The organism is Octadecabacter algicola, assembly GCF_021532625.1.
GTDB lineage: Bacteria > Pseudomonadota > Alphaproteobacteria > Rhodobacterales > Rhodobacteraceae > Octadecabacter > Octadecabacter algicola.
The window spans coordinates 845,003-868,673 of record NZ_JAKGAR010000001.1 but is presented as its reverse complement, the minus strand read 5'-3'; the positions used below and the strand labels follow the sequence as shown (position 1 = coordinate 868,673).

Annotated in this window: 26 protein-coding genes and 1 other RNA gene; 12 read left to right on the top strand and 15 right to left on the bottom strand. The window is 54.6% G+C overall.

Annotated features, from left to right (window positions below; translation table 11 throughout):
* Nucleotides 1-3 precede the first annotated feature (3 nt).
* From L0666_RS04230 to L0666_RS04220, 3 genes are read right to left on the bottom strand one after another with little or no spacing between them, the layout of a single operon-like run.
* Nucleotides 4-831 carry a sulfotransferase domain-containing protein gene (locus tag L0666_RS04230; protein ID WP_235259076.1) on the bottom strand — a complete coding sequence of 276 codons (828 nt, stop codon included), beginning with the start codon at nt 829-831 and terminating at the stop codon, nt 4-6.
* Nucleotides 828-1,850: a glycosyltransferase family 2 protein gene (locus tag L0666_RS04225; RefSeq protein WP_235259075.1), complete on the bottom strand. Its 1,023-nt coding sequence runs from the start codon at nt 1,848-1,850 to the stop codon at nt 828-830. The genes L0666_RS04230 and L0666_RS04225 overlap by 4 nt, the downstream gene beginning before the upstream one ends.
* Nucleotides 1,847-3,667: a glycosyltransferase family 2 protein gene (locus L0666_RS04220; RefSeq protein WP_235259074.1), complete on the bottom strand. Its 1,821-nt coding sequence runs from the start codon at nt 3,665-3,667 to the stop codon at nt 1,847-1,849. The genes L0666_RS04225 and L0666_RS04220 overlap by 4 nt, the downstream gene beginning before the upstream one ends.
* Nucleotides 3,668-3,904: 237 nt before the next feature.
* Here L0666_RS04220 and L0666_RS04215 point away from each other — a divergent pair, with 237 nt between their 5' ends.
* Together L0666_RS04215 and L0666_RS04210 are read left to right on the top strand one after the other, a co-directional pair.
* Nucleotides 3,905-4,504, top strand: a complete 600-nt coding sequence (locus L0666_RS04215) for a superoxide dismutase (protein ID WP_235259073.1) — start codon at nt 3,905-3,907, stop codon at nt 4,502-4,504.
* A gap of 128 nt (nt 4,505-4,632) precedes the next feature.
* Nucleotides 4,633-5,190 (top strand): P-loop NTPase family protein, encoded by a 558-nt coding sequence (locus tag L0666_RS04210; protein ID WP_235259072.1) that lies wholly within the window; start codon nt 4,633-4,635, stop codon nt 5,188-5,190.
* A 74-nt stretch (nt 5,191-5,264) separates the two neighbouring features.
* On the opposite strand, the gene L0666_RS04205 is transcribed toward L0666_RS04210, so the two are convergent.
* Together L0666_RS04205 and L0666_RS04200 are read right to left on the bottom strand one after the other, a co-directional pair.
* On the bottom strand, nt 5,265-5,465 hold the full coding sequence (locus L0666_RS04205) for a hypothetical protein (protein ID WP_235259071.1): 201 nt from the start codon (nt 5,463-5,465) through the stop codon (nt 5,265-5,267).
* A gap of 276 nt (nt 5,466-5,741) precedes the next feature.
* A complete protein-coding gene (locus L0666_RS04200; RefSeq protein ID WP_418887971.1) occupies nt 5,742-6,305 on the bottom strand; it encodes an LOG family protein in 564 nt (187 codons plus the stop codon).
* Between the two features lie 98 nt (nt 6,306-6,403).
* Here L0666_RS04200 and L0666_RS04195 point away from each other — a divergent pair, with 98 nt between their 5' ends.
* The 3 genes from L0666_RS04195 to L0666_RS04185 are packed head-to-tail and all read left to right on the top strand — an operon-like array spanning nt 6,404 to nt 9,738.
* Nucleotides 6,404-7,768, top strand: coding sequence for a LysM peptidoglycan-binding domain-containing protein (locus tag L0666_RS04195; RefSeq protein ID WP_235259070.1), 1,365 nt, complete (start codon nt 6,404-6,406; stop codon nt 7,766-7,768).
* The gene (locus L0666_RS04190; protein ID WP_235259069.1) at nt 7,765-8,745 is read left to right on the top strand and encodes an XdhC family protein; all 981 of its coding nucleotides are present in this window, start codon (nt 7,765-7,767) and stop codon (nt 8,743-8,745) included. Before L0666_RS04195 ends, L0666_RS04190 begins: the two co-directional genes overlap by 4 nt.
* A 3-nt stretch (nt 8,746-8,748) precedes the next feature.
* On the top strand, nt 8,749-9,738 hold the full coding sequence (locus L0666_RS04185) for a molybdopterin-binding domain-containing protein (RefSeq protein ID WP_235259068.1): 990 nt from the start codon (nt 8,749-8,751) through the stop codon (nt 9,736-9,738).
* 76 nt (nt 9,739-9,814) lie between these two features.
* On the opposite strand, the gene infC is transcribed toward L0666_RS04185, so the two are convergent.
* Nucleotides 9,815-10,279, bottom strand: coding sequence for a translation initiation factor IF-3 (gene infC, locus L0666_RS04180; RefSeq protein WP_235259556.1), 465 nt, complete (start codon nt 10,277-10,279; stop codon nt 9,815-9,817).
* Nucleotides 10,280-10,577: 298 nt separating this feature from the next.
* Here infC and L0666_RS04175 point away from each other — a divergent pair, with 298 nt between their 5' ends.
* On the top strand, nt 10,578-11,606 hold the full coding sequence (locus tag L0666_RS04175) for a hypothetical protein (RefSeq protein ID WP_235259067.1): 1,029 nt from the start codon (nt 10,578-10,580) through the stop codon (nt 11,604-11,606).
* A gap of 69 nt (nt 11,607-11,675) precedes the next feature.
* On the opposite strand, the gene L0666_RS04170 is transcribed toward L0666_RS04175, so the two are convergent.
* From L0666_RS04170 to cysG, 6 genes are all read right to left on the bottom strand, one after another.
* Nucleotides 11,676-12,530 carry a ferredoxin--NADP reductase gene (locus L0666_RS04170; protein ID WP_235259066.1) on the bottom strand — a complete coding sequence of 285 codons (855 nt, stop codon included), beginning with the start codon at nt 12,528-12,530 and terminating at the stop codon, nt 11,676-11,678.
* Nucleotides 12,531-12,604: 74 nt separating this feature from the next.
* Entirely contained in the window at nt 12,605-13,021 is a 417-nt protein-coding gene (locus L0666_RS04165) for a DUF934 domain-containing protein (RefSeq protein WP_235259065.1), read from the bottom strand.
* A gap of 19 nt (nt 13,022-13,040) precedes the next feature.
* A complete protein-coding gene (locus L0666_RS04160; protein ID WP_235259064.1) occupies nt 13,041-13,763 on the bottom strand; it encodes a phosphoadenylyl-sulfate reductase in 723 nt (240 codons plus the stop codon).
* A complete protein-coding gene (locus L0666_RS04155) occupies nt 13,753-15,417 on the bottom strand; it encodes a nitrite/sulfite reductase (protein WP_235259063.1) in 1,665 nt (554 codons plus the stop codon). Before L0666_RS04155 ends, L0666_RS04160 begins: the two co-directional genes overlap by 11 nt.
* A gap of 2 nt (nt 15,418-15,419) precedes the next feature.
* Nucleotides 15,420-15,722, bottom strand: a complete 303-nt coding sequence (locus L0666_RS04150) for a DUF2849 domain-containing protein (RefSeq protein ID WP_235259062.1) — start codon at nt 15,720-15,722, stop codon at nt 15,420-15,422.
* A gap of 1 nt (nt 15,723) precedes the next feature.
* On the bottom strand, nt 15,724-17,121 hold the full coding sequence (gene cysG / locus L0666_RS04145) for a siroheme synthase CysG (protein ID WP_235259061.1): 1,398 nt from the start codon (nt 17,119-17,121) through the stop codon (nt 15,724-15,726).
* A 136-nt stretch (nt 17,122-17,257) separates the two neighbouring features.
* Between cysG and L0666_RS04140 the strand changes: the two genes are divergently transcribed.
* On the top strand, nt 17,258-17,719 hold the full coding sequence (locus L0666_RS04140; RefSeq protein WP_235259060.1) for an Lrp/AsnC family transcriptional regulator: 462 nt from the start codon (nt 17,258-17,260) through the stop codon (nt 17,717-17,719).
* On the opposite strand, the gene L0666_RS04135 is transcribed toward L0666_RS04140, so the two are convergent.
* The 3 genes from L0666_RS04135 to L0666_RS04125 all read right to left on the bottom strand — a co-directional run bounded on the left by L0666_RS04135 (nt 17,716) and on the right by L0666_RS04125 (nt 19,494).
* Nucleotides 17,716-18,378 (bottom strand): DUF1194 domain-containing protein, encoded by a 663-nt coding sequence (locus L0666_RS04135; RefSeq protein ID WP_235259059.1) that lies wholly within the window; start codon nt 18,376-18,378, stop codon nt 17,716-17,718. The two genes, L0666_RS04140 and L0666_RS04135, sit on opposite strands and share 4 nt — an antisense overlap.
* A gap of 16 nt (nt 18,379-18,394) precedes the next feature.
* Nucleotides 18,395-18,771: a transfer-messenger RNA gene (ssrA, locus tag L0666_RS04130) on the bottom strand.
* 9 nt (nt 18,772-18,780) lie between these two features.
* Nucleotides 18,781-19,494, bottom strand: a complete 714-nt coding sequence (locus L0666_RS04125) for a FadR/GntR family transcriptional regulator (RefSeq protein ID WP_235259058.1) — start codon at nt 19,492-19,494, stop codon at nt 18,781-18,783.
* Nucleotides 19,495-19,557: 63 nt separating this feature from the next.
* Here L0666_RS04125 and L0666_RS04120 point away from each other — a divergent pair, with 63 nt between their 5' ends.
* Genes L0666_RS04120 through acuI form a run of 5 tightly spaced genes read left to right on the top strand, consistent with a single transcriptional unit; the run spans nt 19,558 to nt 23,668 of the window.
* Nucleotides 19,558-20,343 carry a DUF2182 domain-containing protein gene (locus tag L0666_RS04120; protein WP_235259057.1) on the top strand — a complete coding sequence of 262 codons (786 nt, stop codon included), beginning with the start codon at nt 19,558-19,560 and terminating at the stop codon, nt 20,341-20,343.
* Nucleotides 20,344-20,355: 12 nt separating this feature from the next.
* Nucleotides 20,356-21,066 carry a DUF1326 domain-containing protein gene (locus L0666_RS04115; RefSeq protein ID WP_235259056.1) on the top strand — a complete coding sequence of 237 codons (711 nt, stop codon included), beginning with the start codon at nt 20,356-20,358 and terminating at the stop codon, nt 21,064-21,066.
* Between the two features lie 23 nt (nt 21,067-21,089).
* Nucleotides 21,090-21,560 carry a DinB family protein gene (locus L0666_RS04110; protein WP_272492160.1) on the top strand — a complete coding sequence of 157 codons (471 nt, stop codon included), beginning with the start codon at nt 21,090-21,092 and terminating at the stop codon, nt 21,558-21,560.
* A gap of 3 nt (nt 21,561-21,563) precedes the next feature.
* Entirely contained in the window at nt 21,564-22,664 is a 1,101-nt protein-coding gene (locus L0666_RS04105; protein ID WP_235259054.1) for a dimethylsulfoniopropionate demethylase, read from the top strand.
* A 20-nt stretch (nt 22,665-22,684) separates the two neighbouring features.
* Nucleotides 22,685-23,668: an acryloyl-CoA reductase gene (acuI, locus tag L0666_RS04100; RefSeq protein WP_235259053.1), complete on the top strand. Its 984-nt coding sequence runs from the start codon at nt 22,685-22,687 to the stop codon at nt 23,666-23,668.
* Nucleotides 23,669-23,671 lie beyond the last annotated feature (3 nt).

Here is a 23,671-nt window from a genome sequence, read left to right as displayed (position 1 = left end):
GCCTTAGGCCGCGATTTCTTTTGCGGGCAAGCAGTCTTTTACCCAGTCAGAGTTTTCCGCATAGCCAAGCGTCTTAAGTGCATCGGCGTAGCGCTCCGCATAAGGTTCGGCGATCTCGCGTGGTAGTTTGGTAACCCACTGTGCCTTCTTGCCAGAAGAAACATGTAGCGCGACACGATCTTCGCGATCATCTTTCATGGCCAAACCACCAAACAAGGACCGATCCCAATAGCTTTGGACGGCTTTGTCGATGTCGATGCCGTCAATGTCGCACTCTTCAAGCATTCCACGGAAGATGGCGCAGTCTGTGTCCTCAATCAGGTCTTCGTACTTGATGTCGGCCACACGGTCGTTTGGCACCCCATATTCATACGGCCAATTGAGCATTTCCTGCACGGTTTTGTCGTGTTTGTTTTCCATCTCGAACATCAAACGCGCATGATCGTCGGGCAGGGCGTTCAGATGGTCCTGATAGTTCTTTCCGCCCCATTCATCGCGCTTTTCGCGCAGGAACTTTTCATTCCCCAGCGGCGCAATTCGGTGGTAACGCATGCCAGACAACAGCACGTCGCGTGGGTCACGGATGATATGGATGAACCGCGCATGCCCCATCTCCAACAACTGTTGGGGGAAAGACGACGACCAATTGACGATGATCTGTGGACCCGTTTCAGCGGCCTCCGCCAGTTTCTTTGCACGGTAACACTGCATGAACGGCACGTTTTGGTCATTGCTGATCGCGCGCAGAACTTTGCGCATCCAAATTGTACCCGTCTTGTGATGGGTGCCCACGCAAAGAAAGCGTGCGTCTGTTTTGGTCACAGGCGTCATGAGTCCTTGTCCTTCATTGGGGTAAAATGGCCGGTATCAATGAATGTGCGAAATTCAGGAACCGTAAGCTGGTAATCTAGGACACGCTGGGAACAATCCACACAGGCGCGGGCGAGGGCGGACAGATCGGTGTCCTTCAACCATTCATCCATTTGCGCGCGCACGTTATCAGTCGGAATCGTTGTATCTTCATGGGTGTTGATGTCGTATTTGTCCCAATACTCCATGTCGATCCGGTCTTTGTTCTTTGAATTGGCAGTCCCGCGCAAACGCTTGAGCAAGAAATCTTCGCGCGACTTGATCGCGTAGTGGTTCACCTGCGCGAACTCATTGGAGACGTTCTCGGAATTGCCGCGCCAGCCTTTCTCAAGATACTTGTCGCCCATCGGTTTCCCTGCGGCGTTGGTCCAAGTGACCATGCCAGGCGTGATTTCGATTTTTCGATCGAACTTGGGGCGGTGCACACCGAAATAGCTGAACTTGTCGGGGCGGAACAATGTTTTGAACCCCCACACGAGGCCGTTTTCAGGGTCCTCAAAACTAGAGCCCTTGGTGAAACGTTCCGTGACCAGTTCCCCCTTAAACGGGTCGATGGACATTTTGGACTGTCCTTGGCTGCCCATCAGGCGCCAGTTCACAGAAATCGCGTCAGGGCTGCCACACGCGTCGATCAACGCGTCAATGCTGTGATCACCAATATGGATGTTCAGGAATTCATCTGCGTCAACGATCAGTACCCAATCGGCGGATTTGACCCACTCCAACTTGTTGGCACGGCTATAGGCAGATCGCTGCGGATCCATACGTGGCCCTTGTGGATTATCGTAGTGTTTTACCACGCCCATCTGGTCCAAACGGTTCAGCATCAAGTTAGTGCCGTCGGTGCAATCATTTGAAAAGATGCAGAAATCAGTGATCCCTATGGATTTGTGATAGGCCAGCCATTCCAGCAGATAAGGCCCCTCGTTCTTCATCGTAGAGACAAGAACTTTTCGGCCAGCATTGGGAGCAGTGCTCATTTGGATGTCGCTTTCTTAGGCGCGACGTTGCTTTTGGTCGCTGGTTTCTTGGCTGTTGTTTTCTTTGCTGCGGTGGACTTGGTCGTCGTTGTTCTTGCAGCTGTCGTTTTTGTGGCCGGTTTCTTAGCTGGCGCAGGTGTCTTGCGACGTGACGTGCTTGGCTTTTTCGCGGGGGGCTTACGAGCTGCCGGTTTCTTGGCCGCTGGTTTCTTCGCTGCTGGCTTTTTAGGTGCGGGCTTCTTGGGGGCCGGTTTCTTTGCTACCACATCGGTTGGAACTGGAACCGTATCCTCGGGGCTTTCGATCGTTGTTGATGCTTCAAGCGTTGATGCCGCAACAATTTTATCAATCGACGGGGCAGGTTGGTCGAGGTCGATCGTCGCTGTGCTAGGGGCTTCGCTCTCGGGCTTGGGCACAGCTGCCAGTGCTTTTCGCGCGGCTTCGGCCTTGGCGATAAGACGTGCACTGGACGCGTCATTCGGGTCCGCAGCTTGGGCGGCCAATGCGATCTTTTGTGTGCGTTCATTCATCAATGGCACGCCAAGTCCGGCCGCAGCATCCGTATTCAGGAACGGATTATCCAATGTGTTTCCTTTAGACGATTTGTCCTTCAACTGGTGTGCATCAAGTTTCTCTTCGGCGTTTTCACCAGCCGCTTCAAGCAACGCTTTACGCGTATCGCCCTTCTTGGCGGTCTGGGTCTGGGCGATCATCTTGGCGATCTTTTTGTCCGGAATGCCTGCGGCCTGAAGTTCTTTGACCTTTTGCTGCCATTCTTTTGGCAGGTGCTGGACGAACAGAACCTCATCCAGCTTATCAAGTGGCACCTCGGATGCTTCTTTTAGATCCTTGACCCATTGGTCGTACTCACCAGACGTCCGCAGCATTTCCACGCGATTAGCGTGGAATTCCAATGCTTTGTCCTGCAGTTCTCGCATGATTGGATCAGACAGGATTTGCGCCATCTTCTTTTTGGTGCCGCGCGCGTGGCGAGTCACGTTCATGTGCTCTTCTTCGTTACGATCAAACAAGGCAAAGTAGGCGGCGTTATATTTGTCTTCTTTATTGTTCACGTTGCCCCGCACACGGCGCAGCAAATAAGCCTCATAGGACTTAACAGCGTAGTGGTTTAGTTCGGCCCATTTGTAGCCAAGCGTTGGCTTGGTCGAGCGCCAGCCAGACAAAGAGAACTCATCGGGCATCGGTTTGCCGGACCCATTCAGCCACTTTTGATCGAACAAAAGTTTAGCGTTTGCAGGCTCTTGCTTGGCTTTCTTAATGTGTGGTCGGTGGATGCCGAGCTTGATGTCACGGTAGGGCTTGAATATCGTTTTCACGCCCCAACCCTTTTTAAACATGTCAGGTGCCGCGCGGGTGTAGTTTTCGATCACCAGACCAGGGTTCCAATCTGTGATGTCATTGGCCCCAAAGAACCGCCACGTGATTGCCATGGCATCGGCGTCGTCATCCATCTTTTCAATGAGATCACTGACCCAGCCGCGCCCCACCTTAACAGACAGGAATTCATCGGCATCCATCGTTAGGATCCAGTCAGAATCCATTACTTCGTCATTCTTGGTCGCCAGCATCAGCGCGTTTGGTTGCGGCTTCTTATCGGCCGGGACTTCGTTTTCGAAATGCTGCACCCAGCCGAGTTCTTGCAGGCGCATCAACATCTTATCGGTGCCGTCACCGCAATTGTTGGTATAAACGCAGATATTATCGAAACCGATATGTTTGTGGTAGGCGACCCATTCGACAAGTGAATGGCCTTCATCCTTCATCATAGAAAGGATGGTGTACGTATGTTTGGCCATTAGATGCGGCCCCGCTGGTTAGAATTCACAATATACCTGCTCTCGTTGCGCAATTTCCGCGCTGGTGCCGATTAGTCCGACCTTGGGCCGTAGCATAGCGACCTTACCTCTCAAGTCCACTGTCGCTAAGGGGGAAACAATGCCGAATGCGACCATTTTGATGCAAACAACCTTGACGTTCGCGCTCCAACAGCTTTGTTACGTGGCAGACAAACTTTTAATCCAATGAGGTTACAGATGGCTTTCGAACTTCCAGATCTTCCCTACGCTCACGACGCACTTGCTGATAAAGGCATGTCCGCTGAAACGATGGAATACCACCACGACCTGCACCACAACGCTTATGTCACCAATGGTAACAAGGCGATTGAAGGCACAGAATGGGCTGGCAAATCCCTCGAAGAGATCATCGTTGGCACATATGATGCATCCGCTGTTGCCCAAAACGGCATCTTCAACAACATCTCCCAGCTTTGGAACCACAACCAGTTTTGGGAAATGATGGGCCCAGGCACGTCTTCTATGCCATCCGAGCTGGAAGCAGCCATCAAAGAGAGCTTTGGCTCTGTTGATGATTTCAAGTCTCAGTTCTCCGCAGCAGGCGCTGGCCAGTTCGGTTCCGGTTGGGCATGGCTCGTGAAAAACGCGGACGGGTCTTTGGCTGTGACCAAGACTGAAAACGGTGTGAACCCACTTTGCTTTGGCCAGACAGCATTGCTGGGCTGTGATGTTTGGGAACATTCCTATTACATCGACTTCCGCAACGCGCGCCCGAAATACCTCACAAACTTCCTCGACAACCTTGTGAACTGGGAAAATGTCGCATCCCGTATGTGATTTGAACGATCTTGACATAGAGGAGGCCCGCCAGTTTGGCGGGCCTTTTTCGTTTGGAAAGTGCCCGTTCTGAAGGATGTTGCGGTCGTTGTACGATGAACAAACGCACGTTATTCAGACCTGGTTTCATGAGGGTATTTGAAATGTTGGAAGACGGTATTGATCAATGTTTCCCGCCTAACCGATTTGATCGAACGGTAATTTTTGGCAACACAGCGTCGGGCAAAAGCTGGTTATCCAAACGCTTGGGTGAAGAATTGTCAGTCCGTGTTGTAGATCTTGATCAGATACGTTGGGTCGATGGGGACTACAGCCGTAAAGAGAACACGCTGGTCGCTATTGCCAAGACCCGTAAAGAGGCCGAGCGCGATCAATGGGTTATCGAAGGCGTCTATGGCTGGTTGGTCAGCCCAATCATAGATCGGGTTACCTGCGTAATCTGGACTGACATTCCGTGGTCAGAAAGCCGTGAGAATTTGCTTGAAAGAGAATTGGCGCGTGGCTCATCTGGCAACTTTGTAGAGTTGGAAGAGTGGTCATCAGGATATTGGGACAGAAAATCACAGTCGTCGTACAACGCTCACCTTTCAATCTATAATGATTTTATCGGCCCCAAATACCGTTTGTCATGCATGAGAGAGACATCGGAATTTATTGCAAGAATGCGGGCGTTTGAGCGAAGATAGGGCTGGTTCGCTTAGCGTCATTCACGCCGTCAGTTGTTTTGCCTGTGCATGTCCGATTGGGTGACACACTAACGCTAGCGTTCGTTTTCCGCATCGTGCTCGGAACAGGTGGGCAGGGACATTGCCGCGAGTACCAGTATTACGGAGCCGCTCAGGCAGTATGTAAGACCTGCACTCAATGGTTGAAAGCCAAAGCTCAATGCTAAGATCGCTAGGATCGATGCGCCGACCATCGCAATTATGACGCTTGCTAATAATCGGGCGCTGCTGCTCATATCCGTTTTCCTAGCTGGAAACACTCCTTCGTCTGTAGTCCGAACCCACGCATCAGCGCTAAAGTTTTGGCCTGAAGGCAGGACCGCTCATGTCGTCATGAGCTGTCCTGCATCCTGAGGAGTTTATGTTGCTTTACACAGATAGGTTCTCAGATAGAGACCCATTCTACAAAACCGAAAAAGTATAAAAATTGATCCAAAAGGATAGGTTTTGATTTGTGTTAGCTGCAGCGTCCGTCGCGATGGATAGATAGGCTCAAAGCGAGCTTTAATAAGTCATGCGCCCGCGGTGTTAGGTTTCAGCACTGTTTCCAACTCTTCGACGTTGTCCACGACTGTCATGTAATCCAATAGGGCCGCATCCGCAAAACCTTGGTCGATAATCTGATCCATGAGCGCCAGTAGGGCATTCCAATAGCCATTAGTATTCAAAAGGAAGACCGGCTTTGAATGGAGGCCAAGCTGGCGCCATGTCAGGGCCTCGAACAATTCATCCAAGCTGCCAGCCCCGCCAGGGAGCACGACAACGGCGTTTGCATTCATCAGCATGACCTTTTTGCGTTCGTGCATGGTCTCGGTGACGATGAAAGTCGTCAGGTCCGTCTTGCCAACCTCCCAATCCATCAGGTGCTGGGGGATGACGCCAAATGTATTGCCGCCACCGGCCTGTGCCGCACGGGCGACGCGGCCCATAAGACCGACATCTCCGGCGCCGTAAACCAAGCGCCAGCCTTTAGCCGCGAGCATCGTGCCGACATCTTCGGCAGCTTTGGCATAAGCCGGATCAGCGCCATCGCGTGATCCACAGTAGACACAAACGGAAAAGGGTATTCCGGCCACAGATTAGCTCCAGTCACGTTAAACGGGTGCTGCGCATTGCAGCTTTGACCCGTGATAGCTGCGTTGCTAGTGTCTGCCAACGGTTGGGGAGGAAAATCGTGCAGACTAAGACACTTTCAATTGTCGGGGGCGGTGCAGTCGCTGTCGCAATCGTAGCTGCGATCTACATGCGGCCACTGTCCGATTTGGCCACAGCTGAACAAGACGACGTTGTTGAACAAATGCCTGTGGCCGAGATTCTTGTTGAAGAAAGCAGTGCTGATCCAGCTGAACTAGTTGTTCAGCCGGCACCTGAGCCTGAAGTTTCTACAACCGATGATGCGGTAACTGAAACCGACGAGGTAGCCGTTGATGCCAATGACGCGGCGGTTGAGGCGGATGACGCCGTAGCTGAGGTCGCTCCTATACGTGCGCCCGAGCTTACGGACCGGCGTTTCGAAGCGGATGGAAGCCTGCTGGTGTCAGGGCTGTCAGAACCAAACACACCCGTCGCCGTCTTGATTGACGGCACTGAGTTCGAACGAGCGGATGCTGGCGCGGATGGGGCCTTTGTTGTGATTGGCTTCATCGGGTATTCCGAAACCCCAAGGATAATGGAACTGCAAAGCGATCCTGACGGTGCTGCACGTCTCGCTGATCGCAGGTTCATTCTGGATGCAAACCCAGCACCGATTGAAGTCGCGGCTGCGGATATAGCGCCTGAACCAACACCGCAACCAATTCCAGAGACAACACCGGAACCAGCGCCTGAAACGACGAGCGAGCCCCAAAGCGAATCCGAGAATGTGCCTGAGCCACCAGAAGCTGAGCCCGAGTCGACCGAACCCGCAGTAGATGTGACAGTTGAGTTTGAGGCAGACGAGGACCCCGTGACGGTCACCCCCGCGGCCCCTGCGGTCTTGGCCATTACCGAAGACGGTGTGGACGTTGTCCAGCCAGCAATTGCATCTAACAGCCCACCCGAAGTCATGTCCTCGGTCGCTTTGGATGCGATCACCTACGACCCCGACGGCGAAGTCGTGTTGCAGGGGCGTGCAGTGGGTGACGGGTTCGTTCAGTTCTATGTGGATAACACGCCTGTCAGCCGCTTGCCGGTTGATGCTGATGGCGGCTGGCGCGGGGATTTGCCGGACGTTGATACTGGTGTGTACACCTTGCGCATTGATGAGCTGGATTCAGAGGGCGATGTTATCAGTCGGATCGAAACACCATTTCTGCGCGAAGCCCCTGAAGATGTCATCGAGGCCATGGCCGACGACGTTGCAAACCCTGAATTCACGGTCGCAACCCGCACTGTTCAACCGGGCGCCACGTTGTGGGCAATCGCAGAGGAGCGTTACGGCAATGGCGTCCTTTATGTGAAGGTCTTTGAAGCCAATCGTGACAGCATCCGAGACCCGGACTTGATCTATCCTGGACAAGTTTTCACCATACCAACTGATGACTCTGGAAACGAAAATTGACCAAAGATGCCAGAGTTTTAGAAGACGCCCTTGAATGGGTTCAGGCTGGGCAGGGCGTCGCTGTTGCCACTGTTCTTGAGGCTTGGGGCTCCGCTCTTTGTGGCGCCGGCAGCCAGTTGGTTATCCGCGAAGATGGTCACATGATGGGGTCAGTCTCTGGTGGGTGTGTAGAAGGTGCGGTCGTCACTGAGGCACTTGAGGTACTGGAAGATGGCACAGCCCGTGTGTTGGAGTATGGTGTCAGTGACGAGGACGCCTTTGCCGTGGGATTGGCATGCGGCGGGCGGGTGAAAATCTTGGTCGAGCCCATTGGCGGAAAGGGCCAAGTGGCAATGCCATTGGACGCCCTCGAAGACCTAGTGAATGCGATTAAAACACGAGTGCCAGTTGGATATGTCGCCGACTTGCGCAGTGGAACGCGGTATCTGGTCGGGCCGGACCGCTACGCTGATAGGTTCCGAACAAACCGTTCGGGGCTGGAGCAGGGCGGTGAAATCTTTGTCGCGGTCCATACTCCGCCCCTTCGCTTGTTTGTGGTGGGTGGCGTTCACATTGCGCAGCACTTTGTCCCAATGGCGAAATCCTGCGGATTTGACGTTCAGTTGATCGACCCGCGCCCAGCGTTTGCGTCAGTGGTCAGGTTCCCAAACGTCGAGCTAAGTGACGACTGGCCCGATGCGGCCCTCAACGCGGCACAGTTGGACAGTCGCAGCGCTGTCGTAACGCTAACCCACGATTCCAAACTAGATGATCCTGCGATTAAGGCCGCCTTAAGAACTGATGTGTTTTACCTCGGGTGCTTGGGGTCGACACGGACCCACGCAAAACGAGTGGAACGGCTAAGGGAGGCTGGGTTCGATGACACAGAAATTGCACGAATTCACGCGCCGGTTGGCTTGGACCTTGGTGGTCGCGCACCTGCTGAGATCGCGGTGAGCATTATGGCCGAAATCACGCAAGTTCTACATAAGGCATAAACCATGAGGTTTGGATCCGTTCCATTGGCCGAAGCTGCTGGCGCGATTCTGGCACACGGCGTGCCTGTCGCAAGCCTAAGCAAAGGCATCGTGCTGGGCGATGGGCATCTCGAAACCCTTGCCGCTTTTGGTTTGCTTAACGTGTCAGTTGTCCGGCGGGGGGACAACGATATCCCCGAAGACGATGCCGCGACCCAAGTCGCAGAGGCTCTGGTGCCAAACCCCGAACGACAAGGCCTTTACCTAAGTAAGGTAAAATTGGGAAACATCTCCATTCGCGCCCATCGTGCGGGATTGCTTGAACTTGACGTTGCACGGCTTAATGCCCTGAACCGAATTGACCCGCGGATCGCGTTGGCTACGCTACCCAACCTGCATCGGGTGACTGCTGGTGTGGTCCTCGCCAATATCAATGTCATGTCCTACGGGGTGAGCAGAGCCAGTTTAGGGCGTGTGTGCGATGCGGTGGCGGGCGGGTTGCCTGCCGTAAACGTGCGTAAGGCAAAATTGACACGCGCCACATTGATTGAAACCCATCATGCAGGCGCGCGTCACCATCCAAACGGCCGCCGTTCCCTTGAAGAACGGTTGGATCGCCTTGGATGTACCTTGCAGGAAGTCATTGATGTGCCGCACGATACCAGCACCGCTATGGTCGAGGCATTGTCGCACGCACAAGGTCAAGTGATATTCATTTTGACAGCCGCCGCGACGCTAGACGAACAAGACATTGCACCATGTGCATTGCGCGCTGTCGGTGGGGACGTTCTTCACTTTGGTATACCTGTAAACCCAGGGCATCTTTTGTTCACAGGCAAGATCGGTGATGTTCCTGTTATTGGATTGCCTGCATGCGCACGGGCTCTCGGGATGACTGGCGCCGATCTCGTTATGGAACGCATCTTGTGTGGGCTGCCCTGCGGCAGCGATGTGATTGGCTCGATGGGGGTAGGTGGGCTGCTAAGCTCCTTGCCGGAGACCAATAACGACTAAGCTCTCTGCAATGCCACAAATGAAAAGAGCGCCGCACAGCAAAGTGCGACGCTCTCGAATTTGATGTGCCGGCGATTTAGCCTTTTTGTGGCAACGGTCCGATGATCATCACCATCTGGCGACCTTCCATTTTCGGGAAGTTTTCGATCTTACCGTGTTCCTTGGTGTCTTCGGCAACACGTTCCAGCAACTCACGACCAAGGTTCTGGTGGGCCATTTCACGGCCACGGAATCGCAGGGTAACCTTTACCTTGTCGCCGTTTTCCAAGAACTTGAACACATTGCGCATCTTGACGTCGTAGTCATTGGTATCTGTGTTCGGCCGGAACTTGACCTCTTTGATCTCGATGATCTTTTGTTTCTTACGCGCTTCGGCTTCGCGTTTTTGGGTTTCGTATTTGAATTTCCCAAAGTCCATGATTTTACACACGGGCGGCGATGCGTTCGGAGAGATCTCGACCAGGTCCAAGCCTGCGTCTTCGGCCATTATCATGGCGCGTTCGGGCGTAACAACGCCGACATTTTCACCCTCGGCGCCAATCAGGCGGATTTCGGATGCACGGATGCGATCATTGATACGAGGGCCGGTGTCGCGCTGTGGCGGCGCATTATGAGGTCTGCGGGCTATTGGACTTGTCCTTAAATTGTTTTGCCTTGGTGACTAGAACTAACTGTGTGGAGTGCGCACTTCAAGGCGCAAACGTCGGATTCAGTATGTTGGTTGCGAACTATCGCAAAGGGGGAATGCGAAGCGGCGCTTCCCGCTTTTCTTTGCAAACGCAGCATGACATACCTCGCGCCGAGGTCCAGTTTGGTGGCCATGTATTAAAAGGACGAAGATGATGAGAGGGACGATCGCAATTATCGTTATCGCAGTGCTGGGGTTTTTTGGCTTCCAGTGGGGCGTAAATGGCAAGAACCCGGCGCAGGTGTTTTCTGGCGCAGCTGAAATGGCTGGCGATGCCGCTGAAGGCGCAATGGACGCGGCTGGCGATGTAGCTGAAGGCGCTGCTGACATGGCTGAAGGTGCTGTTGATGCGGCAACCGACGCAGCTGGCGACGTTGTAGAAGGTGCGACGGAAATGGCATCTGACGCGGCTGATGCAGTAACAGACGTTGCAGAAGGCGCAGTTGATGCGGCTGGCGACGTTGTTGAAGGCGCGACTGAAATGGCATCCGACGCGGCTGATGCTGTTGTTGAAACAGCCGAAGGTGCCGTTGATGCGGCAACCGACGCAGCTGGCGACGTTGTAGAAGGTGCGACAGAAATGGCATCCGACGCAGCAGACGCTGTTGCTGACACGGCTGAGGGCGCAGTTGATGCGGCTGGCGACGTTGTTGAAGGCGCGACTGAAATGGCATCTGACGCGGCTGATGCTGTTGCTGACACTGCTGAAGGCGCTGTTGACGCTGCAACTGACGCAGCTGGCGACGTTGTAGAAGGTGCAACTGAAATGGCATCTGACGCGGCTGATGCTGTTACGGACACAGCTGGTGACGTTGTTGACGCGGCAACTGATACAGCTGGCGATGTTGTAGAAGGTGCGACTGAAATGGCATCCGATGCAGCTGACGCTGTTACGGACACAGCTGAAGGCGCTGTTGATGCTGCGACTGAAACTGCGACGGACACTGCAACTGAAGCAGCAACTGAAGCCGCTGTCGAAGCTGCAACTGATGGCATCGACATCACAAGCTTGCTGACACCAGAAACATTCAACGCCGATCAGGTTAACGAATGGATCGATGGTTCCGACCTTGGCGCGCTGGTGTCCACACCGCTCAAGGCCGCTGTAAGCGCTGCTGGCGACAACCCTGACCTCGTGTCTGGCGTTATCGATCAGATCAAAGCTGCGATAGGCATGTAAGCCTTACGGCATGACAAACGAAAAGGGCCGCTCGATTGAGCGGCCCTTTTTGCATTCTGTAACAAGTGCTTAGTCTAGGAAGGCTTTCTCAACCACATAGTGCTGCGGGTTGGAATTTGCGCCTTCAACAAGGCCATACTCTTCGAACATGTCTTTGAGCTCGAGGTTGAATGCCATGTTGCCGCAGATCATCGCGCGGTCGCTTTCTGGGTTCAGAGGCGGCACGCCGAGGTCTTTAAAAGCTTCGCCGGTCTTCATCAGGTCTGTGATGCGGCCCATCTTTGGGCTCTCTTCGCGGGTCGTGGTCGGGTAGTATTTGATCTTCTTCCAAAACCCTTCGCCGATCACTTCATTGAGCAATTCATCTGTCTTCAACGCCTCGATCAGATCACGGCCATAAGTCAGCTCACCGGCTTCACGGCAGGTGTGCGTGATGATGACTTCGTCGTAGTCTTCATAGGTCTGAGGTTCGCGTAGCAGGGACGCGAATGGGGCAAAGCCAGTGCCAGTTGCGAAGAACCAGATCCGTTTTCCTGGAAGCAATGCGTCGTGCACCAGGGTGCCTACGGGTTTCGGGCGTAGGATGATCTCATCACCGACCTTGATATGCTGCAACTTGCTGGTCAGCGGGCCGTCTTGCACCTTGATGGAATAGAACTCAAGTTCTTCGTCCCAGCTTGGTGAGGCAATGGAATAAGCGCGCAACAAGGGCTTCACCTTGCCTGTTTCTGGGTGCGGATCGCCCATCAAGCCAATCATCACAAATTCACCGGACCGGAACCGCATAGATGCGGGGCGTGTGCAGCGAAAGCTGAACAGGCGGTCGGTGTAGTGTTTTACTTCCGTTACGGTCTGCGCATCGGGCAGGGCGGGAACGGCTTTTGGTGCAGTTGCTGTATCAGTCACGGGCGTCATCTCTGTCATGTGTCTTTGGCACGAGCCTTAGCCCGCGCTCCTCTGTTACGCGTTGATCTATGTCAGTTAAAGGGGGCTGGCGTTTAGCCGCGCATGCGCGCCTGATAATCATGGGCCTGCCAATTTGCGCGGGCCAACCACTGGGGTTCTGGCTGGCGCGCAGCAAGTTCATCAGAGATTTCAACCTCATCAAATCCGGCCCGTCGTGCCATCGCGTATTGATCGGCAATCACATGGCCACGTGCCCGCAAACGTCCCGTGAATCCCAAGCGGCGCAATTGGGCGGCGATGGTAAAGCCACGGCCATCGGCAAAGCTAGGGAAATCCACGCGGATCATTTCGAAATGGTCTATCCGGTCGGCGATGTCGTGCGGTTCAGCGTCGGATGCAAGATCAAGGGCCTTTGCCCCACAATCGTTTGCAACCAATGCATCAAGCGCAACAAAATCAGTCGCCCAATCGTCGGTGCCAAAGCCCGTATCGGTAATAATTACAGTCATTGTTTTGTCCTTTCGCGCGTTACGCGCTTTGACGTTGGGCTTTGCCGCCGCCAAAATGAATTCCGCATTCCGTCTTTCCTTGGTCACGCCAGCGACCTGCACGCGGGTCTTCGCCTGCGGCCACTCGGGTGGTGCAAGGCGTACAGCCGACGGACGGAAAGCCCTTTGCCACAAGCGGGTGGCGCGGCAGGTTGTGATCGCTGATATAGGCGCGCAGATCATCGCTGTCCCAATGGGCCAGTGGGTTGATCTTGGTACGTGGAAGACGGCCAAGTGGGCGCTCAAGTTCAAAGAACTCTAGAGCAGCACGACTGCCGCTTTGAAACCGTTTGCGCCCAGAAATCCAAGCATCATAGCCCTGAAGGGCTTTCTCCAATGGTTCAGTCTTGCGCAGGTGGCAGCAAGCGTCGGGGTCGTGCAGGTGCAACAGGTTTTCATTGTCGCGTTCAAAAACGGCCTCACGGGAGGCACGAATAACCTGCACGTTGCGCAGGCCCAAATGGGCGGCAACGTCGCGTTGATAGGTTAGCGTTTCCGCGAACAACATTTCAGTGTCGATAAACAGAACAGGCACATTGCGGTCGATTTGCGCGGCCATGTGCAGCAGCACGACGGACTCAGCCCCAAATGAACTGACAAGAGCAGTGTCATCGAAATTGCTTAATCCATAGGCCAGCACATCGACGGCTTCTTTGCCCTCATAAATGCGGTTCAGCGTTCTTAATCGTCCATCAAGCGGCATCTGCAGCCTCCTTTGGGTACAATATGCCCTTAAATGGGGCGGCACCAAGGCGGCGGTAAGCCTCGATAAAGGTTTCATCCGCGCTGCTGCGCAGGTCCATATAGCCTAGGACGAGACGCTCAATCGCTGGCACAATGTCGTCTGCGCTAAAGCCCGGACCAGCCCGTTCGCCGATGGCGGCCGTTTCTGTATGATCGCCACCCAGAGTGATCTGGTAGTTTTCCACACCAGCACGGTCGAGACCAAGAATACCAATGTGGCCCACGTGGTGGTGGCCGCAGGCGTTTATGCAGCCAGAGATTTTTATCTTAAGTTCACCGATGTCGTGTTCCAATTTCAGCTCGTCAAAACGTGTCGCGATCTGCTGTGCAATTGGAATAGAGCGAGCGGTAGCAAGCGCACAGTAATCCATGCCAGGGCAGGCGATGATGTCCGATACCAGTCCGATGTTGGCTGTCGCTAGCCCGGCTACCCGTAATATCTGATAGATATCCAAAAGGTCAGATTTATGAACATGCGGCAGGATAACGTTCTGCTCGTGACTGATACGCAGCTCATCGTGGCCGTATTTACGCGCAAGGTCAGCCATAACGCGCATCTGGTCAGCGGTCGCGTCACCCGGCGTGTCGCCGTGTTTCTTGATCGAGATCGACACGATTGCGTAACCATCCGCGCGGTGCGCCGTCAGGTTGGTGTCGGTCCAGCTTCGAAATGCTGGGTTGGCAAGGCGAGCGGTCTCAAATCCGTCTGTGCTGGCGGTTTTGAATTCTGGTGCCGCGAACTGTGCTTCAATCGTACGCAGTATCTCTTGGTCCACACCGTTAAATGTCGGGCGAATTTCAGCAAAGCGTTCATCAACCAAGCGGCGGATTTCATCAATGCCGTGCTCGTGCACAGTGATCTTGATGCGCGCTTTATACTTGTTGTCGCGACGCCCCAGACGGTTCCAGACCGAAACCGTGGCTTCGACGAACGGCAGCAAGTCAGCTTCTGGTAAGAAGTCGTGCAGTACTTTGCCGATCATTGGTGTACGGCCAAGGCCACCCCCCACAAGCACTTCGTACCCGCGCACGCCATTACGTTCCAGAATGCGGATACCGATGTCATGTGCCTTGATCACGGCACGGTCGGCCGCAGCGCCCGTCACTGCAAGCTTGAACTTACGCGGCAGGAACTGGAATTCAGGGTGGTCTGTAGACCACTGGCGCAGCAATTCAGCCACTGGGCGCGGGTCAGCGACTTCATCAGCGGCGGCACCAGCAAAGTGGTCAGCGGTCACGTTACGGATCGTGTTGCCGGATGTCTGGATTGCGTGCATTTCCACATCTGCAAGGTCTGACAACATGTCAGGCACGTCTTTCAACGCGGGCCAGTTGTACTGAATGTTCTGGCGCGTGGTAAAGTGACCGTAGCCTTTGTCATATGTCTCAGCCAAGTGGGCGAGCATATCCATCTGTTTGCTGTTCAGCGTGCCATACGGCACCGCAACGCGCAGCATGTAAGCGTGCAGTTGCAGATAGAGACCGTTCATCAAACGCAATGGTTTGAATTCGTCTTCGGTCAAAGATCCATCAATACGACGTTCCACTTGGCCGCGGAATTGGGCGACACGTTCACGGACGAATTTCTCGTCAAAATCGTTGTATTTATACATGATTAAACCTGCTCGACTTGTTTGCCATGGGCATAGTTGGATGGGCCGCGTGTGCGGAATTCTTCGCGAAAGTGGGTGGCTTCTGGGCCATTTTCGCCCAGCTTGGCATCAGCCAAGTAAGCGCCAACCATCACGTTCTTTTGTGCGTTTGCTTCCAGAAGGCGCAGATCGGCATGGGCTTCGTCTGTCAGGAACTCGGCGTCGGCGATATTGCCGGACCAAGTGTCGTTGACTGTGAACCAAACCGCATCGCCTTCGATCAAAAGGTTGGATGTGATCACTTTAGGTGTGAATGCGCGGGCCATTTTATAGGGCCTCCTGTTGTAGGTCGTAAGAAGATGCCGCGGCAACGGCCGCACGGGGCGCGAGCCCCAGGAATGTCAGGGCAGGGCCTGATAGCCCCGCTGCCGAAATAGTCGGTTCCATTTCTGCCAAAGTGGTCGCCAAGACGCGCTGATCCGCGCGTGAGACGTTTTCGATAACGGTGACGGGCGTGTCAGGATTTGCGCCATGCATCAGCAGCCGGCCTTGCACAAAACGCGCAGATTTTTTGCCCATGTAGATGGCGGCGACTTGGCCGGTTTCGGCCAGTGCGCGCCAGTCGTGATCAGCGTAGCCTTTAGTGTCGTGACCGGTGATGAAACGTACCGCAGAATTGCGACCGCGTTTCGTCAGGCTTTGACCGATACCAGCAACCGCAGCAGAGGCCGCCGTGATGCCGGGCACGATTGTGTAAGACAGATCTGCCGCTTCGATGGCTTCGATTTCTTCATCCAACCGACCAAAGACAGTTGGGTCACCAGCCTTGAGGCGCACAACATGATGGCCCTTTGACCCATGTTCGACGATCAACGCGTTGATATCGTCCTGCGCCATGGCTTTGCCGAACCCTTCTTTGCCAGCATCGATCATGATCGCTTCGCGACGGGCAAGTTCTAAGATTTCCGGCGTGACCAAACGGTCGTAGATCACCACATCGGCTTTATCGAGGGCCTTGCGCGCCTTAAGTGTCAACAAGTCAGGATCACCGGGGCCTGCGCCGACCAGATCCACGTGGCCCGCTTTGGCCTGTGTGTTCAGGTGCTTGTCCAGCAGAGTATCAAGCGCGACTTCGACTTCGGCCTCGCCATGTGCAATCGCACGCGGGCCTGCTGTGTCGTAGTATTCCGCCCAGAAATCACGGCGCGCGACGCCGAACGGCAGCTTTTCCGCCATTGCGCGAAAGCCTTTGCCGATGCGGGCGAGCGTGCCGAGCGAGGCGGGGAGTTTCTCCTCGAGGTCTTTCTTGATCGCACGGGCCAGCACAGGGGCTGCGCCTTCGGTGCCGATTGCAACGGTCACAGGATCGCGATCAACGATAGCCGGTGTGATGAACTGGCTGTCGTGCAGATTGTCCACGATATTCACAAGCGCCCCATCCGCGCGGGCGATGGCGGCGGTGCGAGCGTCTTCCGTCGCATCTTCATCGGCGGCGTAGAACAATGCGGCACACAGGGTGTCGCCCACGTCCATGGAACGTTCGATCAAGGTCAATTGATCCGCTGCGGCCCATGCTTGCAGTTCAGGGGCGGGTTTCGCCGCGAAGACTGTAACCTTGGCTTCGGTCTTCAGCAGCAGGCGCAATTTGGCCAATGCCGCGTCGCCACCACCCGAAAGGACAATGCGGCGCCCTTGCGTGGCGAGGAAGATTGGGAAGTGGTTCATGACGCTCTTTCCGGTTGCTTGCCCTCAATATAGAATATTATTCCATGAATTGCGCCATATGGGTGGTTGAAAGGGACGTTCGTTCGCCGTAGTGGTGAAGTAAGTCAGATAATTTCTGTTTTTGAAGGAAAAGCGAATGGATGTTCGGATAGATGAGTTAGACAGGAAAATCCTACGCACCATGCAAGCGGATGCAGCCCAGTCTTTGGACGAAATTGCCAAATCTGTCGGGTCCTCAAAGACCCCAGTTTGGAATCGGATTCGTAAAATGCGCGAGGCGGGGGTGATCGGGCAGCAGACAGTGATGCTGGATGCAGAGGCGCTGGGGTTTGAAGCGTGTTTTTTCGTCCTGATCCGCACATCGGAACACGAGGCAGATTGGCAGGCTAAGTTCTTGAAAGCCTTAATGGAACGCGATGAGGTTCAAGAGGCACACAGGCTGGCAGGGGACATCGATTATATCTTGAAAGTGCGGGTCAAGAACGCCCGCGCTTACGATGTGTTTTATCAGGCGCTTATTTCCGAAGTACGGGTGTTCAACGTCACGGCGTTGCTCAGCATGGAAGAGATCAAATCAACAGTTGCATTACCGCTCTAACCAAAGACGCGGGAGACCTCTCTCAATATCTTTTCGCGGATCGCGCGGGGATAGTCGCGGTGCCGCCGTGCGGTGATAACAAACCCGTCGCGGGTAATCACGGCGCGGGTAAAAAACGTGGTGATTGCTATCCCCATGCTTTCAATTGCGATGCCGTTGATGGTGACGCCACGCCGCTCAGCCTCGCGGGCGGCGGTGCGGGTGTCACTGCCGGCGTTTGGCGTTCCATCCCCTGATATATCAATGACTTGGCGGTCGCAGGCTGGGGCGTTTCCGAACTGATCTAGCGCGAAATAGATCGCGTCCCCAAGGGCCGTATCGGATTGTACAAAGGCACGCGGCATTGTGCGAGCGTCCACCGCAAAGTCCCGAATGTCCGAAATTGAGTGTATTTGGCGCCAAGCGATCGACACTTCTTGGTGCCCGACGCCCGACCACTGCATGACTGCGACAGCCACTTGCCCTTGGATCAACGCCTCGGACACTTCGCCGTCGAGTACTGCATCCGCCATGCCATTTGTTTGAAGATCGTATTCAGCGCCATCAATTGAATTGGACACATCGATAGTTAACAGTAAGGCGGTGTCACAAGCGAAAGCCTGCGATGCCGTCAACATGAATGCAGTAAACCATCCCTTCATCAGGGCAGTGTGGCGCATAAATCTTGGTGTGGGAAGTGCAGGTTTCTGTTGCCAGGTACCTGCGAACCCCGCCCTAGGCTGCAAAGCGTAGGGGCTTAAATTTGGATATTTCGCACTGCTTACGCAGCGAGAGCAACCCGAGCATTGTTGTCATTTGCAACTAGCTTAAACGTACCGATAACGGTGGTAACTCACCGAAACAAAGCTAACCCCTTTAGACGTTCGTCGATCCTATTTCGTCCCCAGACTGGCCAAATGAGCCGTTTCCCGCATGCCCTGACGGACGTTTGGGTGTTGGTGGAGACGCCGGGTACCGCCCCCGGGTCCGATCCGCTTATTGCGAGCGCGTTTATGTTCATAGTCCCGAAGGACATTCCACAAATAGGCGGGCTGATGGTGCTTTACAAGGGGGCAGTCGGGCTACTTTGCGCTAGCCGAGGCCACGGATTGGCCTAGCTCGGCGGTATAATCCGCCAGTTCTGCCAAGAGTTTATCGACGATCTCGGCATCTGATGCCTCGAGCGCATCGGCAATGCGAGTGTGCATTGCGACGATGTGGTCGCGGCTGCGCGCGGTAAAGGTGATCATGTTCATCAAGGGTTCGATTGCTTCGACAGCGCCGGCCAATTGATACGACAAGACCGGATTGCCGGCTCCATCCACCAAAGCGCGGTGAAACGCGACATCGGAGGCGCAAAAGCTTTCGTCGCTCAGGCCCGGTTGGGATTGTCGGGTGATTTCTGCTCGCATGGTTGCGAGGTGATCCGCCGTTCTACGTTGTGCCGAAAGAGGGGCGCAGGCACGTTCTAGTGCAAAACGGGCTTCGCAGGCGGTGACGAAATCCACTTCATTCATGCTCAGAAGCAGGGCAGAGGTTGTGATTTGTTGGCCGTAGGCGTCTTGAAACGTCAGGCGATTTACAAAGGCGCCACCCGTTGCACCCCGTTGAGTGCGGATCAGTGATTGCGCAGCCAGCCGTTTCAAAGCCTCGCGGACGGTTGATCTGGACACGTCGAACTGTTCGCTCAACTCGGCTTCGCTTGGCAAGCGTTCGTCGACAGGCAAATCGCCTGAAACAATGGCGTCGCGAATGGACTTGGCGATTTGGGCGGAGAGGTCAGGTGCATTTTTCATTTGTCAGACATTTAATTGTCTGACATTTGTTTGGCAAGGAATGAGTCGCTTGGGAGGGCGCCTGTGTCATCACTACTAAACATCCGTTCAGTGCTTTGGATTGCGTTCTTTGCCGCGATTTTGCTGTCGTGGGCGATGATGTACATGATGGCAATCAGCATGGACCTCGACCTTATCGGGCGTCCCGGGGAGATGGGGGCGGCGATGGCCGCAATGGATCCGCGGATGCCAATGGATATGCCAATGGCACGGTTTGGTCCACTTTTTGCGATGTGGGCGATTATGATGGCGGCGATGATGTTGCCGACAATGATCCCAACATTACGGTCCTACGAAGATCTGATGGTCAGCGCGAATGGCACACGGGTAGGGTGGCTTGGTGTTTTGTTGGGGTATTCTGTTGTTTGGGTCGGCTTCGCGGCTCTGATTACGGCCGTTCAATTGGGGCTTCTGTTTGGCGGTGTCGTGGACATGCTTGGGATTGCGAAAAGCGTCTGGGTGTCGGCGGGTTTGCTGATTGTCGTCGGATTGTTCCAATTCAGCCGCGTTAAGGAAATGTGCCACGGGGTTTGCCATTCTCCGATGATGTATTTCGTTGGTCACTGGAAAACAGGTTTTCAAGGTGGGTTGCGAATGGGTCTCGGGCTTGGCGCGTTCTGCGTTGGCTGCTGCTGGGGGTTTATGGCGCTCGGCTTTGTGGGCGGTGTGATGAGCCTGCTTTGGATGGGGCTTGCGACTGTTTTCATGATTTTAGAGAAACTGCCCAGCGTTGGGCATATCGTAACGAAGCCTATGGGGGTCGCATTGATCGCCGCAGGACTTGCATTGCCCGTTTGGGCAAACCTTTAAGGAGTACGCCACATGGCCGAAAAAACACGCGCACCGTCTGACCGCCTGCCGGTTAGCCAACGTATTGATAGCAAAGTGGAAAGCCACCCGTTGCGCCGTAAGATGCGGCCTACAGACTGGGCGATCAAGGGCGAGCTGTTTTTGAACTGTTCCTGCACGATGTTCTGCCCTTGTGTCGTGTCGCTTGGCGCACACCCGCCCACAGAAGGGCATTGTCATGCGTGGATGGCGATAGCGATTGATGAGGGCCATTTTGAGGGCGAAGACCTGAGTGGGCTGAATGTTGGGCTGCTGGTCGATATCCCCGGACGCATGGGCGAAGGCAATTGGCGCGTGGCGGCATATGTGGATGAACGTTCAACGCAGAAAGCCTATAACGGTTTGCTGAAGATTTTTAGCGGGGCCGCAGGTGGCACAACGGGACTGTTCACATTCCTTGTTTCCGAAATCATTGGTGCTGAACGCGAAAAAGTCGAAATCACACGCGAGGGTAAGAAACGCGGGCTATATATCGGCCGCAAGATAGCCGGTGAGATTGAGATGATCGACGGCGGAAACCCAGATCATCCAGTCATGATCACCAATTCTAAGTACTGGATGGGGCCGGATATTATTGCGGCTAAGGGTCTGAAGTCCAAAGTGCGCGATTATGGACGTGTTTGGGATTTTGGCGGCATGTCAGCCGAGATTTGTCCGATTGATTGGAAAGGGCCAAAGGCGTGATCTCGCCTGAGTACTGCAAAACTATGGCGCAGTATAATCAATGGCAAAACAATAGCTTGAGGGATCATGTTGATGCCTTGACTGAGGATGAACTGCGCGAAGATCGCGGGGCCTTCTTTGGGTCAATTTTGGCTACACTTGATCATATCCTATGGGCGGATCGTTTGTGGGTGAACCGTGTTGATCCCAAAATCCGCGTCCCGGATTCCCCAGACGAGGATACCGATCGCCTTTCCGCAGATTGGTCCCGTGAAAGGGCAGCATTCGACCAGCAGCTAATCGATTGGACCGAAACGTTAAGCAATGCAGACATGCAAGGCGAAGTCGTTTGGGACTCCAAAATTTTCGCCAAAACGTTCCGCAACCCGCGTGGGTTAGCCATCATGCATATGTTCAATCACCAAACCCATCATCGAGGACAGGTTCATGCCATGCTCACTGGGATGGGGCGCGCAACGATGGACACAGATATCGTATTTATGCCGGAGACCTAAGATATGGCAACAATTGCAGGATCGCGCCGTTTGCGCCGCACACCGTTTTCTGACGGCGTAGAGGCCGCGGGGGTTAAGGGATATACGGTCTATAACCACATGTTATTGCCCACTGTTTTTAGGTCCGTGGTCGAAGACTACCATCACCTGAAATCAGCGGTGCAGGTTTGGGATGTCGCTGTCGAGCGTCAGGTTGAAATTCGCGGGCCTGATGCGGGGCGGCTGATGCAAATGCTCACGCCGCGTGATTTGCGCGCGATGCTCCCTAGCATGTGTTACTACGTGCCGATGGTCGATGAGACGGGCGGAATGCTTAACGATCCTGTTGCAGTGATGCTGGATGAAGACCGCTATTGGGTGTCGATTGCTGACAGTGATTTATTATACTGGATCAAGGGTTTGGCCTACGGTCTTCGTCTAGATGTTCTTGTGGATGAACCCGATGTTTCCCCCTTGGCCATTCAAGGACCCAAAGCAGATGAGCTGGCAGCGCGTGTTTTTGGTGACGCCGTGCGCGACCTGCGGTTCTTCCGCTACGGGCGATTTGATTTTCAAGGCCAACAGATGGTTGTTGCGCGGTCGGGCTATTCCAAACAAGGCGGCTTTGAAGTGTATGTCGAGGGGACCCAAAACGGTATGCCGCTTTGGAATGCTTTGATGGAAGCTGGGCGTGATTTGGATGTCCATGCGGGCTGCCCGAACTTGATTGAACGGATCGAAGGCGGCCTATTATCTTACGGCAATGACATGAACCGGGATAATACCCCCCACGAAGCGGGCCTAGGACGGTTTTGTTCTACACAAACAGCAATTGGCTGTGTTGGGCGCGATGCGCTGTTGCGGGTGTCCAAAGAAGGGCCTGTAAAACAGGTTCGCGCACTAAGGATCGAAGGCGATTTGCCGCCGTGCGATCGAGCTTGGCCCATCATGGACGGGCAAATGCAGGTTGGGGCCGTGACCTCATCCGCAAGGTCGCCGGATTTTGAAACGAACGTCGCAATCGGCATGGTTCGCATGACCCATTGGGACGCAAAGACAGACGTAGATGTCGTCACACAAGCCGGAGTGTTTCCGGCGGTCGTGAACGAAACCTTTTGGATTTAGACAGTTAGAGGAGACACCACATGTTCAATGCTTTGGTGGTAGAGAAGAACGACGACGGTAAAACAAGCGCATCTGTTCAGCAGATCGGCGAAGATCGCTTACCTGAGGGCGATGTGACGGTCGCGGTCGAATATTCCACAGTGAACTACAAAGACGGGTTGTGCATTGGGCCAGGCGGCGGGCTGGTGCGCAACTACCCGCATGTGCCGGGTATCGATTTTGCGGGCACCGTCGAAACCTCTGATGACCCACGCTACAAGGCCGGTGACAAGGTCGTTTTGACAGGCTGGCGTGTCGGTGAGGCCTATTGGGGTGGCTATTCCCAAAAGGCGCGCGTCAAGGCGGATTGGCTTGTGCCTCTGCCAGACGGCTTGGACACAAAGCAGGCAATGGCAGTCGGGACGGCGGGTTTCACTGCGATGCTGGCCGTTATGGCGCTTGAGGATCACGGCATCAAAGACGGTCCTGTTTTGGTAACAGGGGCTGCGGGTGGCGTTGGTTCGGTCGCAACAGCTATTTTGGCCAGTCTTGGGCATGAGGTTGCAGGCGTCACGGGGCGGCCTGAAACCGCTGATTACCTGAAATCACTTGGTGCGACCCAGATCGTGGCCCGTGAAGAATTGAATGAAACCACAAAACGCCCGCTTGAGGCGGAGACGTGGGGCGGCTGCGTGGATGCTGTTGGCGGTGAAATGCTGGCACGCGTTCTTGGCCAGATGAAATACGGGGCGTCAGTTGCGGCAGTTGGTTTGGCCGGTGGTGCAGGGCTTCCGGCGACGGTTATTCCGTTCCTGCTGCGCGGTGTTAACTTGCTCGGCATCGACAGTGTGATGCAGCCCTATGACAATCGTCTGCGCGCGTGGGAACGGATTGCCAAGGATTTGCCGATGGATAAGCTGGATGCGATGGTGCAACCTGCAGTTCTGTCCGATCTGCCAGCCTTGGGCCGTGATATTCTGAAAGGGCAGGTTCGGGGCCGTGTGGTCGTTGATGTAAATGCTTAAGGA

Excerpts from the sequence above, each read along its gene's own strand:
- L0666_RS04230 (WP_235259076.1), bottom strand. The coding sequence starts at position 831 with ATGACGCCTGTGACCAAAACAGACGCACGCTTTCTTTGCGTGGGCACC.
- L0666_RS04225 (WP_235259075.1), bottom strand. The coding sequence starts at position 1,850 with ATGAGCACTGCTCCCAATGCTGGCCGAAAAGTTCTTGTCTCTACGATG.
- L0666_RS04220 (WP_235259074.1), bottom strand. The coding sequence starts at position 3,667 with ATGGCCAAACATACGTACACCATCCTTTCTATGATGAAGGATGAAGGC.
- L0666_RS04215 (WP_235259073.1), top strand. The coding sequence starts at position 3,905 with ATGGCTTTCGAACTTCCAGATCTTCCCTACGCTCACGACGCACTTGCT.
- L0666_RS04210 (WP_235259072.1), top strand. The coding sequence starts at position 4,633 with ATGAGGGTATTTGAAATGTTGGAAGACGGTATTGATCAATGTTTCCCG.
- L0666_RS04205 (WP_235259071.1), bottom strand. The coding sequence starts at position 5,465 with ATGAGCAGCAGCGCCCGATTATTAGCAAGCGTCATAATTGCGATGGTC.
- L0666_RS04185 (WP_235259068.1), top strand. The coding sequence starts at position 8,749 with ATGAGGTTTGGATCCGTTCCATTGGCCGAAGCTGCTGGCGCGATTCTG.
- L0666_RS04175 (WP_235259067.1), top strand. The coding sequence starts at position 10,578 with ATGATGAGAGGGACGATCGCAATTATCGTTATCGCAGTGCTGGGGTTT.
- L0666_RS04170 (WP_235259066.1), bottom strand. The coding sequence starts at position 12,530 with ATGACAGAGATGACGCCCGTGACTGATACAGCAACTGCACCAAAAGCC.
- L0666_RS04165 (WP_235259065.1), bottom strand. The coding sequence starts at position 13,021 with ATGACTGTAATTATTACCGATACGGGCTTTGGCACCGACGATTGGGCG.
- L0666_RS04160 (WP_235259064.1), bottom strand. The coding sequence starts at position 13,763 with ATGCCGCTTGATGGACGATTAAGAACGCTGAACCGCATTTATGAGGGC.
- L0666_RS04155 (WP_235259063.1), bottom strand. The coding sequence starts at position 15,417 with ATGTATAAATACAACGATTTTGACGAGAAATTCGTCCGTGAACGTGTC.
- L0666_RS04150 (WP_235259062.1), bottom strand. The coding sequence starts at position 15,722 with ATGGCCCGCGCATTCACACCTAAAGTGATCACATCCAACCTTTTGATC.
- cysG (WP_235259061.1), bottom strand. The coding sequence starts at position 17,121 with ATGAACCACTTCCCAATCTTCCTCGCCACGCAAGGGCGCCGCATTGTC.
- L0666_RS04140 (WP_235259060.1), top strand. The coding sequence starts at position 17,258 with ATGGATGTTCGGATAGATGAGTTAGACAGGAAAATCCTACGCACCATG.
- L0666_RS04135 (WP_235259059.1), bottom strand. The coding sequence starts at position 18,378 with ATGCGCCACACTGCCCTGATGAAGGGATGGTTTACTGCATTCATGTTG.
- L0666_RS04125 (WP_235259058.1), bottom strand. The coding sequence starts at position 19,494 with ATGAAAAATGCACCTGACCTCTCCGCCCAAATCGCCAAGTCCATTCGC.
- L0666_RS04115 (WP_235259056.1), top strand. The coding sequence starts at position 20,356 with ATGGCCGAAAAAACACGCGCACCGTCTGACCGCCTGCCGGTTAGCCAA.
- L0666_RS04110 (WP_272492160.1), top strand. The coding sequence starts at position 21,090 with ATGGCGCAGTATAATCAATGGCAAAACAATAGCTTGAGGGATCATGTT.
- L0666_RS04105 (WP_235259054.1), top strand. The coding sequence starts at position 21,564 with ATGGCAACAATTGCAGGATCGCGCCGTTTGCGCCGCACACCGTTTTCT.
- acuI (WP_235259053.1), top strand. The coding sequence starts at position 22,685 with ATGTTCAATGCTTTGGTGGTAGAGAAGAACGACGACGGTAAAACAAGC.